The organism is Streptomyces sp. NPDC058052, from assembly GCF_042885515.1.
Classification (GTDB): domain Bacteria; phylum Actinomycetota; class Actinomycetes; order Streptomycetales; family Streptomycetaceae; genus Streptomyces.
The window spans coordinates 15,262-28,138 of record NZ_JBHVRX010000040.1 but is presented as its reverse complement, the minus strand read 5'-3'; the positions used below and the strand labels follow the sequence as shown (position 1 = coordinate 28,138).

At 74.5% G+C, this 12,877-nt stretch carries 11 protein-coding genes and 1 pseudogene; 2 read left to right on the top strand and 10 right to left on the bottom strand.

The window, feature by feature from the left end:
* Positions 1-112: 112 nt before the first annotated feature.
* The 3 genes and pseudogenes from ACFVU3_RS35120 to ACFVU3_RS35110 form a co-directional block, all read right to left on the bottom strand.
* Entirely contained in the window at positions 113-865 is a 753-nt protein-coding gene (locus ACFVU3_RS35120; protein ID WP_390072825.1) for an SDR family oxidoreductase, read from the bottom strand.
* A gap of 87 nt (positions 866-952) precedes the next feature.
* Positions 953-1,927: an RNA polymerase sigma-70 factor gene (locus ACFVU3_RS35115; RefSeq protein WP_390072823.1), complete on the bottom strand. Its 975-nt coding sequence runs from the start codon at positions 1,925-1,927 to the stop codon at positions 953-955.
* Between the two features lie 89 nt (positions 1,928-2,016).
* A pseudogene (locus ACFVU3_RS35110) lies at positions 2,017-3,531 on the bottom strand (PLP-dependent aminotransferase family protein); the annotation flags it as partial.
* 46 nt (positions 3,532-3,577) lie between these two features.
* Here ACFVU3_RS35110 and ACFVU3_RS35105 point away from each other — a divergent pair.
* A complete protein-coding gene (locus ACFVU3_RS35105) occupies positions 3,578-4,081 on the top strand; it encodes a carboxymuconolactone decarboxylase family protein (RefSeq protein ID WP_390072822.1) in 504 nt (167 codons plus the stop codon).
* 102 nt (positions 4,082-4,183) lie between these two features.
* Here ACFVU3_RS35105 and ACFVU3_RS35100 read toward each other — a convergent pair whose 3' ends face one another.
* From ACFVU3_RS35100 to ACFVU3_RS35085, 4 genes are all read right to left on the bottom strand, one after another.
* On the bottom strand, positions 4,184-5,173 hold the full coding sequence (locus tag ACFVU3_RS35100; RefSeq protein ID WP_390072820.1) for a malate dehydrogenase: 990 nt from the start codon (positions 5,171-5,173) through the stop codon (positions 4,184-4,186).
* 169 nt (positions 5,174-5,342) lie between these two features.
* A complete protein-coding gene (locus tag ACFVU3_RS35095; protein ID WP_390072818.1) occupies positions 5,343-6,551 on the bottom strand; it encodes a DUF2690 domain-containing protein in 1,209 nt (402 codons plus the stop codon).
* Between the two features lie 231 nt (positions 6,552-6,782).
* Entirely contained in the window at positions 6,783-7,184 is a 402-nt protein-coding gene (locus tag ACFVU3_RS35090; RefSeq protein ID WP_390072816.1) for a DUF3017 domain-containing protein, read from the bottom strand.
* 85 nt (positions 7,185-7,269) lie between these two features.
* Positions 7,270-8,130: a bifunctional methylenetetrahydrofolate dehydrogenase/methenyltetrahydrofolate cyclohydrolase gene (locus tag ACFVU3_RS35085; protein ID WP_390072814.1), complete on the bottom strand. Its 861-nt coding sequence runs from the start codon at positions 8,128-8,130 to the stop codon at positions 7,270-7,272.
* A gap of 272 nt (positions 8,131-8,402) precedes the next feature.
* Between ACFVU3_RS35085 and ACFVU3_RS35080 the strand changes: the two genes are divergently transcribed.
* Positions 8,403-9,017, top strand: coding sequence for a DUF3824 domain-containing protein (locus ACFVU3_RS35080; protein ID WP_390072812.1), 615 nt, complete (start codon positions 8,403-8,405; stop codon positions 9,015-9,017).
* A gap of 94 nt (positions 9,018-9,111) precedes the next feature.
* Here ACFVU3_RS35080 and ACFVU3_RS35075 read toward each other — a convergent pair whose 3' ends face one another.
* From ACFVU3_RS35075 to purN, 3 genes are all read right to left on the bottom strand, one after another.
* On the bottom strand, positions 9,112-10,551 hold the full coding sequence (locus ACFVU3_RS35075) for a DUF2079 domain-containing protein (RefSeq protein ID WP_390072810.1): 1,440 nt from the start codon (positions 10,549-10,551) through the stop codon (positions 9,112-9,114).
* A gap of 98 nt (positions 10,552-10,649) precedes the next feature.
* Positions 10,650-12,209 (bottom strand): bifunctional phosphoribosylaminoimidazolecarboxamide formyltransferase/IMP cyclohydrolase, encoded by a 1,560-nt coding sequence (purH, locus tag ACFVU3_RS35070; RefSeq protein ID WP_390072808.1) that lies wholly within the window; start codon positions 12,207-12,209, stop codon positions 10,650-10,652.
* Positions 12,190-12,819 carry a phosphoribosylglycinamide formyltransferase gene (gene purN, locus ACFVU3_RS35065; protein ID WP_390072806.1) on the bottom strand — a complete coding sequence of 210 codons (630 nt, stop codon included), beginning with the start codon at positions 12,817-12,819 and terminating at the stop codon, positions 12,190-12,192. Before purN ends, purH begins: the two co-directional genes overlap by 20 nt.
* Positions 12,820-12,877: the final 58 nt, after the last annotated feature.

Below are 12,877 nucleotides of genomic sequence, written 5' to 3'. Positions count from 1 at the left end.
CGGCCCGGCGCGCGGGAGTGGCGCGCACCCGGCCCGCGGGAGTGGCGCGCACCGGCCCTGCGGGCGCGGCCGGAGGGCCAGGTGCGGAGGGCCGGGGGCCGGGCCGGAGGGGTCAGGGGGTCAGGGACTGGAGGTGGGCGCGGAAGGGGGTCCTGGCGGTGGCCCGGGCGGGGGCGAGGTGGCCCCCGGCGGCGAAGGCGCGGTAGGTGCGGCCGGGGAGGCGGACGGGCAGGATCCGCCGCCGCCGGCCGGTCGCGGCGAGGTACGCGCGGGCCAGGTCCGCGAAGGGGACGATCTCGGGCCCGCCCAGGTCGGGGACGCGGCCCGCCGGGTCCCCCTCGGCCAGCTCGGCCAGCCGGTCCGCGACCTCGCGCACGTCGACCGGCTGGTCGGAGACGCCCGCCGGGACCGGCATCACCAGCGGCACCTTCGCCGCGGCGGCGAGGACCTGGACGACCAGGTCGTGGAACTGGGTGGCCCGCAGCACGGTCCAGCCGAGTCCGGACGCCTCGACGAGCCCCTCCACCGCGTGCTTGGCGCGGTAGTAGGCGAGCGGGACCCGGTCGACGCCGACGATCGAGATGTAGACGAGGTGACCGACCCCGGCCCGGCGGGCCGCCGCGATCAGCCGGCGGGCCGCCTCCTCGTCGCCGCCGCGCGGGCTGGACGCGCAGTGCACGACGGTGTCGGCGCCCGCGAGCGCCGCGTCGAGTCCGGTCCCGCGCCGCAGGTCCACCGGGTACGTCCGCGAGCCGCGGCTCAGCTCCCGCACCTCGTGCCCGTCGGCGGCGAGCCGGGCGCACAGCGGCCTGCCGAGGGTGCCGGTGGCCCCGGTCACCAGGATCGTCTTCCGCGTGGCGGTCATCCGCGGGTCTCCTTCCGGACGCGGGCGCTCCCCTCGGAACGCCCCTCACCCGCTGAGAACCGGCGGGCCCCCGCGGATGTGACAGTCTCAGCCGCCGGATTCCGGGTACGCGGCGAACCGTCGGGTCGCATGGCCGAGTTTGTCAGGGTTCGTCACGAACCACACGTCGGTGATCGAGCCGTCCGCGCGGGCCGCCACCGTGGCGACGCCGACGATCCGCCCGGCGACATGCACCACGATCCCCGGTTCCCCGTTGACCTCGGCGACGGTGAGGCGGGTGCCCTCCTCGGTGCGGCGGGCGACGCCGGCGAGGAAGCGGACGACGTGGTCGCGGCCCCGGACGGGCCGGAGCGCCGACCGGACCTTGCCGCCGCCGTCGCTCCACCAGACGACGTCCCGCGCGAGGACCTTCTCCAGGCCCGCGAGGTCGCCCTCGCGGGCGGCGGCGACGAAGGAGTCGACGAGCTCCCGCCGCCGTCCGGGCGCGGGCGGGTCGAAGCGGGCGGCGGCGTCGTCACCGGGCTCGGCGACCCGCCGGGCGGCCCGGCCGTACAGCTGGCGGCAGTTGGCCTCGCCGAGGTCGAGGACGCCGGCGATCTCCCGGTGCGGGTAGCCGAAGGCTTCGCGGAGCACGTACACCGCGCGCTCGGCGGGGGTGAGCCGTTCCAGCAGGAGCAGCAGGGCGGTGGAGACGTCGTCGTGCCGTTCGGCGGCCTCCAGCGGCCCGGCTCCGGGCGCGCCGAGGGGGGCGGCCCCGGTGAGGACGGGCTCCGGCAGCCAGGTGCCGGTGTACCGCTCGCGCGTGGCGCGGGCGGAGGTGAGCCGGTTGAGGCACAGGTGGGTGACGACCTTGGCGAGCCAGGCCCCGGGGTGCGTGACGGCGGCCCGGTCGGCGCCGCTCCAGCGCAGATAGGCGTCCTGGACGGTGTCCTCGGCCTCCTCGGCGGAACCGAGCATCCGGTAGGCGAGCCCGAAGAGCCGGGGCCGGTACACGGTGAACTCCCGCGCGGCGGCCTCCGCGTCGGGGCGGGGGCGCTCGTCCGGGGTGGGGTGCGACGTCACGGCCCCACCCTCTCAGAGACCCCGGCGCCCCGCCCGCCCTCCCCGGCGCCCGCTCCTCCCCCGGCGCCCTCCCCGTCCCCGATGCCCTCCAGGACCCGGCAGAGGGCCTGGAGGGCGCCCTGCCAGCCGCTGTCCGGCGGGGTGCCGTAGCCGACGACGAGGCCCTCCAGGGAGCCGGTCGCGTCCGGCTGGCGGAACTGGCCGAGGCCCTGCACCGCCAGGCCGTGCCAGGCGGCGGAGCGCAGCGCCGCCTGCTCGGTGCCGGGGGGCAGCGAGAGCACCGCGTGCAGGCCGGCCGCGATCCCGCCGACCCTGATCCCGGGGGCGTGCGCGGCGAGCGCGGCGACGAGCTGGTCGCGGCGGTGCCGGTAGCGCAGCCGCATGGCCCGTACGTGCCGGTCGTGCGCCCCCGAGGCGAGGAACTCGGCGAAGGCGAGCTGGTCGGGGGTGCCGCACACCCAGTCGACGACCTCCCCCTTGGCGGCGGCGACCTCGTCCACCAGGTCCTCCGGGAGCACCATCCAGGCGAGCCGCAGCCCGGGGGCGAGGGACTTGCTGGCGGTGCCGAGGTAGACGACCCGCTCCGGGTCGAGCCCCTGGAGCGCGCCGACGGGCTGCCGGTCGTAGCGGAACTCGCCGTCGTAGTCGTCCTCCAGGACGAGCCCGCCGGTGGCCCGCGCCCAGTCGACGACCGCCGTCCGCCGGTCGGGCGGCAGGGCCCCGCCGAGCGGGAACTGGTGGGCGGCGGTCAGCAGCACCGCGCCGGGCTCCGGTCCCGGATCCCCCTCCGGCCCGGCGCGTCCCGTCAGCGTGTCGACGCGGGTGCCGCGTTCGTCGAAGGGCAGGGCGGGGGTGGCGAGCCCGGCGTCGCGCAGGAGCTTCGCGTAGTGGCCGAGCCCGTACGACTCCACCGCGACGGCCCGCGTCCCGCGCGCCCGCAGGACCTGCCCCAGCAGCATCAGGCCGTGCGCGAACCCCGCGCAGACCACGATCCGTTCGGGCCGGGCGTGCACCCCCCGGGCGCGCGCCAGGTACTCGGCGAGGACGGTGCGCAGCTCGACGCGGCCGTGCGGATCGCCGTACCCGAAAGCCTCGTTGGGGGCGGCGGCCAGCGCCCGCCGGTACGCCTTGAGCCATTCGGCGCGCGGGAAGGAGGCGAGGTCCGGGGTGCCGCTCCGGAGGTCGTAGGCGGGGGTGGGCGCCGACCGCCGGGGGACGCGTGCGGCAGGGCCCGCGGGCGGCCGCCACGGGGTGCCGCCGGGGGCGAGGCCCTCCCGGGGCGCCCGGGCGCCCGCGGTCCCGCCGGGCGGGCCGGCGGGCTCGGGGGCGGGCCGGGGTTCGGCGCGGCGGGCGACCCGGGTGCCGGAGCCCTGGCGGGCGGTGAGCCAGCCCTCGGCGACCAGCTCGGCGTACGCGTCGGCGACGGTGTTCCGGGCGACGCCGAGGTCCGCCGCGAGCTGGCGCGAGGACGGCAGCCGGCTCCCGGGGGCCAGGCGTCCGCTGCGCACGGCCTCGCGCAGGGCGTCCATGAGGCCGGCCCGCAGCCGGGTGCCGCGCAGGTCGAGGTGGAGGTCGGCGCCGAAAGTGGCCCAGTCGTTCCGCATGGGAATGGACCATAGCGGCATGCCATCCGCTCCGTACGGTGGCTGCATGACCACCACAGCGCAGACCCCCGCCCCGTCCCTCGCCCCCGTGCACACGCCCCGCATGCCCTTCTTCGAGCGGGCGCCCGAGTTCTACCGGGCGATGGGGCGGCTGGAGCAGGAGGCCGCCAAGGGCGTGGACCCGGTCCTGTACCACCTGATCAAGATCCGGGCCTCGCAGATCAACCACTGCGCCTTCTGCCTCGACATGCACACCAAGGACGCGCTCGCCGAGGGCGAGAGCGTGGAGCGGGTCGTCCAGCTCGCCGCCTGGCAGGAGTCCCGGCACTTCTACACGGAGCGGGAGCTGGCCGCGATCGCCCTCACCGAGGCGGTCACCGTGCTCACCGACGGCTTCGTCCCCGACGAGGTGTACGCGGCGGCGGCCGAGCACTTCGACGAGGAGGAGCTGGCCCGGGTGATCGGCGCGATCATCGTCATCAACTCCTGGAACCGGATCGCCGTCACCACCCGCATGGTCCCCGGCCACTACACCCCGCGCTCGCGCTGACTCCCCCCGCGGAGCCGCGTACCGGCCCCCGCGCAGCCGCGGAAAAGGGCGGAGCCCCCGGTCGTCCGACCGGGGGCTCCGTCACGCGTGCGGGAGCGGGACTCAGATGAGGCCGAGCTCGCGGACCGCGTCGCGCTCCTCCGACAGCTCCTTGACGGAGGCGTCGATGCGGGTGCGCGAGAACTCGTTGATGTCCAGGCCCTGGACGATCTCGTACGCGCCGTCCTTGCAGACGACCGGGAAGGACGAGATGAGGCCCTCGGGGACGCCGTAGGAGCCGTCCGACGGGATGCCCATGGAGGTCCAGTCGCCCTCGCGGGTGCCGTTGACCCAGGTGTGGACGTGGTCGATGGCGGCGTTGGCGGCCGAGGCGGCCGAGGACGCGCCACGGGCGTCGATGATCGCGGCGCCGCGCTTGGCGACGGTCGGGATGAAGGTCTTGGCCAGCCACTCCTCGTCGCCCACGACCTCGGCGGCGTTCTTGCCGGCGATCTCCGCGTGGAAGATGTCCGGGTACTGGGTGGCGGAGTGGTTGCCCCAGATGGTGAGGCGCTTGATGTCCTCGACGGAGGCGCCGGTCTTCTGGGCCAGCTGCGTCAGGGCGCGGTTGTGGTCCAGGCGGGTCATCGCGGTGAAGCGCTCGGCCGGGACGTCCGGCGCGGACTGCTGTGCGATGAGGGCGTTGGTGTTGGCCGGGTTGCCGACGACGAGGATCCTGACGTCGTCCGCCGCGTGGGCGTTGATGGCCTCGCCCTGCGGCTTGAAGATGCCGCCGTTGGCGGCGAGCAGGTCACCGCGCTCCATGCCCGGGCCGCGCGGACGGGCGCCGACGAGCAGGCCGATGTTGGCGCCCTCGAAGCCCTTGTTCGGGTCGTCGAAGATGTCGATGCCCTTGAGCAGCGGGAACGCGCAGTCGTCGAGCTCCATGGCGGTGCCCTCGGCGGCCTTGACGCCCTGCGGGATCTCGAGGAGGCGCAGCTTGACCGGCACGTCCGCGCCGAGCAGGTGGCCGGAGGCGATGCGGAAGAGCAGCGCGTAGCCGATCTGGCCGGCCGCGCCGGTCACGGTGACATTCACGGGAGTGCGGGTCATGGCGATCTCCGTAAGACAGCTGGCGGTGGGGTTCCCTGCCCCTGAGTCTGGATACCGCTCCCTGATCGATCGATGTCTCGATGTGAAGAGATATCCGGCGGTCAGGCTATCGGACCCGGACCCCTGTGCACCCCCACCCCCTTGTGGTGCGGCTCACCCCGGGCGCGTTTCACTCCCCCGTGCAGCCGTCGCTCCCGTCGGTCCGGGCCGCGCAGGCGCGGACCGCGCCGCCGGACGCGACCGGGATCATCGGCGTGTACGCGTCGGTGTCGGCGCCGCCCAGGACGTTCGCGACCTGGATGGCGGTCCCCGCCTGGACGCTGACCTCGTCGCCCTCGGCCGCCCCGGTGATCCGGGCCCAGGCGGCGCCGCAGACGGCGCTGTGCCGGACCTCGACGAGGGCGCCGCCGATCTGCGTGCGGGCGACGGTGACGGCGAGCGGGCCGCCGCAGCCCATCCGCTCGGGGTCCTCGCCGCCGCAGTCGGCCCCCTGGCAGCGGACGCCCTCGGGAAGGCTGGGCGCGGGCGCCGGGGCGGTGGTGGTGGCGGGCGGCGGGGCGGCGGCGGGCGGCGGCGCGCCGGAGCCGCCGAGGTCGACGAGGAGGACGGCGGCGGTGACGACGAGCGCGGCGCCGACGACCCCGGCGGCGTAGAGCAGCGGCGACCCGCGCCGGGGCCCGCGCGGGGCGGTGGCCGGGGCGGTGGCGGAGGCCGCGGGACCGGGTGGGGCGGCGGGACCGGGTGTCGCGGCCGGGGCGGGCGCCGGAGCCGGGATCCGAGCCTGCGCCGGCGTCGGGGCCGGAGCCGGGACCGCGGCCTGCGGCCGAGTCGGGTCCGGAGCCCGGTCCGGGGCGGGAGCCTGATCCGGGGCGGGAGCCTGATCCGGGGCGGGAGCCTGATCCGGCGGTACGACCTTCCGGATGCGCAGGGTCCGGTCGGCGGGCACGACCTCGGGCACGGGCCACCCGCCCCGTACGCCCTCCCGGGCACCGGCCCCGTCCCGCACGCCGTCCTGGGCCCCGTCCCGTACGCCGTCCCGTGCGCCGTCCTCACCCTGGTCCGGCGGCGACGGGGACGGTGCCTGGGCCGGGACCGCGCGTTCGCGCAGGATCCGCTTCCAGGCACGGTCGGCGTGCTCCCACTGGGCGGTGAGGGGGCCGAGGTCGGCCCCGGTGATGTCGGAGAGCGCGACGACGGCGCTCCTCGGCACCGGGCGGCGGGCGTTCAGGTAGGCGTCCCAGTCGGCCCGTCCCTGTCCGGTGCGCTCGGCCACGGCGACGACGCCGAGGCCGCTGCGGTCGATGACCAGCCGCAGGCGGTCGGTGAACGTCCGCACGTCCGGATCGAGTTCGTCGGACAGCGGCTTCCACGCCGACATGTGCGCCCCCTTGGTGGTCCCAGCCCTCCCGGCTCCCTCGAAGGATGGCAGCTCCGGGGGCCGAGCGGGACCCCGGCCGAGGGGTCCGGATGTACCGGAATGGTCACCTCCGTGCCACAGCGGGCGGCGCGAACTTGCCCTTCGTTGGCGCGTACATGACCCTTGATCACGGACGGCGCCCGCCCTCCCACGGGGGAGAGGGCGGGCGCCGTCGTACGCGTGTGCCCCGGGTCAGGTCACCGTCAGATGGAGGATGTCCTCCAGGAACGGGATCTTCAGCCAGGGCCTCGGCTGCACCATGAGCGCGAGCAGCACGATCAGCGAGCCCATCACCCCGTACGTGATCATGTCGGTGAAGCGGGAGCGGACCGCGAGCATGCCCACCGAGGGCAGCACCCGGCGCAGCACCGCGCCGAGCAGCAGCGCGGCCCCGACCATCATGGTCCCGATCCGGGAGGAATGCGGGAAGGGATCCGTCCCCACCACGAGCAGCCCGAGGGCCGCCGTCCCGAGCACGAAGAGCAGCGGCCACTGGCGGGCCGGCGCCGGGGCGCCGCCGGCCGCCGCCCGGCCGCCGCCCTCGGGCCGGGCGGTGTCGGTCGTCACGGTCGGCGGCCGGCGCGAACCCCGCACCCGGCGCACCTTCGACACCCGGCCGCGCGGCAGCTCCCGCGGGCCGTCCGGGGCCCCGGGGGAAGCCGGGCTCCCCGAGGTCATCTCAGAGCGCCGCGGCCGCGCGCTCCGCGGCCTCGACGACGTTCACGAGCAGCTGCGCGCGGGTCATCGGGCCCACGCCGCCGGGGTTCGGGGAGATCCAGCCGGCCACCTCGGCGACGTCCGGGTGCACGTCGCCCATGATCTTGCCCTCGGCGTTGCGCGAGACGCCGACGTCGAGGACGGCCGCGCCCGGCTTCACGTCCTCCGGCTTGATCAGGTGCGGCACGCCGGCGGCGGCCACGATGATGTCGGCGTTCCGCAGGTGGGCCGAGAGGTCGCGGGTGCCGGTGTGGCACTGCGTCACGGTGGCGTTCTCGGAACGGCGGGTCAGGATGAGCGGCATCGGGCGCCCGATGGTGACCCCGCGGCCGACGACGACGACCTCGGCGCCGTTGATCTCCACGCCGTGGGCGCGGAGCAGGGTGATGACGCCGTTCGGCGTGCAGGGCAGCGGGGCGGGCTCGTTGAGGACGAGCCGGCCGAGGTTGGTCGGGTGCAGACCGTCGGCGTCCTTCACCGGGTCCATCAGCTCCAGGACGCGGTTCTCGTCGATGCCCTTCGGCAGCGGCAGCTGGACGATGTAACCGGTGCAGGTGGGGTCCTCGTTGAGCTCCCGGACGACCGCCTCGATCTCCTCCTGCGTGGCGGTGTCGGGGAGTTCGCGCTGGATGGAGGCGATGCCGACCTGCGCGCAGTCGCGGTGCTTGCCCGCGACGTACTTGTGGCTGGCCGGGTCGTCCCCGACCAGGACGGTGCCGAGACCGGGCGTGACGCCCTTCTCCTTGAGGGCCGCCACACGGACGGTCAGGTCGGACTTGATCGCGGCCGCGGTGGCCTTGCCATCGAGAATCTGGGCGCTCATGAAGGACATCCTCCCGGATGACCCCCGCCTTCTCCCAATTCGCTCGCTCCCGGCTCCCGCCACGGGTACCGGCGCGGCGGCGCGGGCCGGAACGAAGGATTGCACTTGCACAACTCCGGTGCGTACCGACTGGACAACACCTCGCGGCTACGACGACGATGACCAGCGCAGTGCCGCGGAAAGTGCCGGGGGGAATCCGCTCACATGCCGTGAAAGTCCCTCCTCGCGGGCCGCGTCCGTCCCCGCACAGAACCTTCACGGAGGAACCCCCGATGAGCTTCGGCGAACCGAACAACCCCTACGGCCAGCCGCCCCAGGGCCAGCCGGGCTACGGCTACCCGCAGGCCCCGCAGGGCGTCCCGCCGCAGGGGGCCTACGGCTACCCGGCCACCCCGCCCGCCTCGCCGTACGGCGTCTACCCGGCCGCGCCGTACGGCATGGCGCCGGTCATGCCCGGCGGCCTCAAGGCGGCCCGCGTCATGCTCTGGATCATGGGCATCCTGCAGATCCTCGTCGGCATCGGCATCGCCGTCGGCGGCACCGTCCTGGTGAAGGAGGCGGACGCCGGCGCGAACTCCTCCGCCGCCGCCGCGGCGACCGGGCTCTTCGTCGGCATGGGCGTGTTCCTCCTCGCCCTCGGCATCTGGGGCGTCGTCATCGCCGCCAAGTGCGCGAACGGCGGCAACGGCATCCGGGTGTCCGGCATCGTCTACGGCTCGCTGCTCACCCTGGGCGGTCTGTCGAACCTGGGCCTGTCGCAGGCCCAGGCGACGGTCGAGGGCACGAACCGGAACGGTTCGCTGATCGGCCTCGTGCTCGGCATCCTGATCATCGTCTTCTTCTCGAAGGCGGAGACCGGGGCCTGGTTCAAGCGCCCGCGCTTCTGACCCGCACGCCATGCCGAAGGGCCCGGTTCTCCCCGGAACCGGGCCCTTCGGCGTGTCCGCCGCCTCGCCTCCGCCGCTTCCCCGGCTTCGTCCCCTACTTCTTCCTCAGCACCGCGAAGCCGTCCGAGCGGTGGACGATCTCGTACGCCGCCTCCGGGTGCAACTGCGAAGCCGTCACCGCCGGGTCCGAGGTCTGGCCGGACCAGCCGCGCAGGTCGAGCGCGAGGTAGTCGGGGGTCGCGCCCTTCGCGGTGCCGACCCAGTAGACCTTGTGGTCCGCGGTGAGGTGGGCGAGGAGCGGTACGTCGGCCTCGACGCTGGCGCCCTCCGGGACGGCCGCGACCGCGGCCCGGGCCTGCTCGGCGCGGGTGTCGGCGGCGTACGTCTCCGGCTTCAGCAGGTCGCGCAGCGGGAGATTCGCGGCGAGGGCGAGCGCGACGGCCGTGGAGGCGGCGACGGCGACCTTCCCGTACGCGGCGAGCCAGGCGCGCGGCGAGGTGCGCGACGCGCGGACGGCGTCGACCAGGGCCAGGAAGACGATCGGCATCAGGACGGCGCTGTAGTGCCAGTGCATGCCCCAGTGGTTGGCGTCCTGGGAGACGAAGCGCCAGCCGAGGGTGGGCAGGGCGAGCAGCACCAGCGGGGAGCGCAGCGCGAGGAAGCCGGTGATCGCGAGGAGGTAGAGGACCATCTCCCAGCGCTCGCCGGAGGTGAGGGCGGAGCTGACGATCTGGCCGAGGGAGGTCTCGGCGCCGGTGCCGGTCTTCTCGATCTTGGCCCAGTAGTCGTACTGGCCGAGCTTGCTGGCGGCGGGGATGAGGACCAGGACGGTGAGGGCGAAGAAGGCGGTGCCGAAGCCGGCGAGGGCCGCGCCGAGCTTCTTCTGGCCCTTGAGGGCGAGGACGACGCCGACCATGGCGACGGTGAGCCCCATGTCCTCCTTGACCAGGACGAGCGGCGCCGCCCAGGCCGCGGCGGCGGTCCAGCGGCCGAGGAGCAGCGCGCGGCAGACCAGGGCGAGCAGCGGGACGGCGAAGGCGATCTCGTGGAAGTCGGACTTCACGGCCTCCTGGAGGCCCCAGGAGAGCCCGTAGGCGACCGTGAGGGCGATGCCGGTGGCCCGGCTGCCGAGGATCTGCTGGGCGGTGCGGCCGACGACGACGGCGGAGGCGGCGAAGAGCGCGGCCTGCGCGAAGAGCAGGGAGACCGGTGAGGGCCAGATCCAGTAGAGCGGCGCGAGGAGCGCCGTCACCGGGCTGAAGTGGTCGCCGAGTATCGGGAAGCCGGGGCCCTTGATGTCGACGACGGGGACCGTGAACTCGGCGTAGGAGCGGACGGCCTGTCCGAAGATGCCGAGGTCCCAGGAGGGGGTGCGGAAGTGGTCGTACTGCACCCAGGAGTAGAGGAAGTACAGACCGGTGAGGACGGCGGCGATCGCCACGTACGGGAGCCAGGGGACGCGTGCCGGGTCCGTGCCCTCGGCGGGCCGCTCGCCGGCGGGGTCCGCGGCGGGCTTGTTCAGTACGTCCAACACCACGTCTCCACTACTGCCGGCCGGCCCGGGGCCAGTCCATTAGACCAGAGACGGCCGTGGAGCCCTCCTGGGGCGGAGGGCTCCACGACCGCGTCCCGTCAGTGGAAGAAGTGGCGGGTGCCGGTGAAGTACATCGTCACGCCGGCCTTCTTCGCGGCCTCGACGACGAGCTCGTCGCGCATCGAGCCGCCGGGCTGGACGACCGCCTTCACGCCGGCCGCGGTGAGGATCTCCAGGCCGTCGGGGAAGGGGAAGAAGGCGTCGGAGGCCGCGTAGGAGCCCCGGGCGCGCTCCTCGCCGGCCCGCTCGACGGCGAGCTTGGCGGAGTCGACGCGGTTGACCTGGCCCATGCCGACGCCGACGGAGGCGCCGTCCTTGGCGAGGAGGATCGCGTTGGACTTGACCGCGCGGCACGCCTTCCACGCGAACGCGAGCTCGGCCAGCTCCTCGGCGGAGAGGGCCTCGCCGGTGGCGAGGGTCCAGTTCGCCGGGTCGTCGCCCTCGGCCTGGAGGCGGTCGGTGACCTGGAGGAGGGCGCCGCCGTCGACGGGCTTGACCTCGACCGGGTTGCTCGGGGCGCCCTCGGCGCGCAGCACGCGGATGTTCTTCTTCTTGGCGAGGATCTCGACGGCGCCGTCCTCGTACGCCGGGGCGACGATGACCTCGGTGAAGATCTCGGCGACCTGCTCGGCCATCTCGACGGAGACCGGGCGGTTGACGGCGATGACGCCGCCGAAGGCCGAGAGCGGGTCGCAGGCGTGGGCCTTGCGGTGGGCCTCGGCGACGTCGGCACCGACCGCGATGCCGCACGGGTTGGCGTGCTTGATGATCGCGACGCAGGGCTCGGTGTGGTCGTACGCGGCCCGGCGCGCGGCGTCGGTGTCCGTGTAGTTGTTGTACGACATCTCCTTGCCGTGCAGCTGCTCGGCCTCGGCGAGGCCGCCCGTGCCGTCGACGTAGAGCGCGGCGCCCTGGTGCGGGTTCTCGCCGTAGCGCAGGACGTTCTTGCGCGCGTAGGTGGCGCCCAGGAAGTCCGGGAAGCCGGAGTCGTCGGCGGCCGCGTAGTCGTCGGCGAACCAGGAGGCCACGGCCACGTCGTACGCGGCGGTGTGCTGGAACGCCTCGCCGGCCAGACGCTTGCGGGCGGTGAGGTCGAAGCCGCCGGCCTTGACGGCGGCGAGGACGTCCGCGTACCGCTCGGGGCTGGTGACGATGGCGACCGACGGGTGGTTCTTGGCGGCGGCGCGGACCATCGACGGGCCGCCGATGTCGATCTGCTCGACGCACTCGTCCGGGGTGGCGCCGGAGGCGACGGTCTCGCGGAACGGGTAGAGGTTCACGACGACCAGGTCGAAGGGCTCCACGCCCAGCTCGGCGAGCTGCTCGCGGTGCGACTCCAGGCGCAGGTCGGCGAGGATGCCGGCGTGCACGCGCGGGTGCAGGGTCTTGACGCGCCCGTCGAGGCACTCGGGGAAGCCGGTCAGCTCCTCGACCTTGGTGACCGGGACGCCGGCGGCGGCGATCTTCCCGGCGGTGGAGCCGGTGGAGACGAGCTCGACACCGGCCTCGTGCAGACCGCGGGCCAGCTCCTCCAGACCGGTCTTGTCGTAGACGCTGACCAGCGCGCGGCGGATGGGCTTAACGGTGTCCGTGTTCACCGATCTGAACCTTTCGTCCCTCAATGCGGTAGCCGTGCCGGGCGAGGCGCCCCACGACGTCGACGAGCAGCGAGCGCTCGACTTCCTTGATGCGCTCGTGGAGCGCGGCTTCATCGTCCGACTCCCGCACCTCGACCACGCCCTGGGCGATGATCGGGCCGGTGTCGACGCCGTCGTCGACGAAGTGGACGGTGCACCCGGTGACCTTCACGCCATGGGCGAGCGCGTCACGCACCCCGTGGGCACCGGGAAAACTGGGGAGGAGCGCCGGGTGGGTGTTGACGACCCGGCCGCCGAAGCGGGCGAGGAACTCCTTGCCGAGGATCTTCATGAACCCGGCGGAGACGACGAGGTCCGGCTCGTACGCGGCGGTCGCCTCGGCCAGGGCGCGGTCCCACTCCTCGCGGGTCGCGTGGTCCTTCACCCGGCAGACGAAGGTGGGCAGCCCGGCGCGCTCGGCCCGCTCCAGACCCGCGATGGCCTCGCGGTCGGCGCCGACGGCGACGATCTCGGCGCCGTAGCCCTCGGGGTCGGCGGCGATGCCGTCGAGCAGGGCCTGGAGGTTGGTACCGGACCCGGAGACCAGGACGACAAGTCGGGCGGCAGCCACTGGGTCACTCTTTCCGTGGTGTTTGTACGGTCCTACGAACGAATCGTGCCCGTCGATA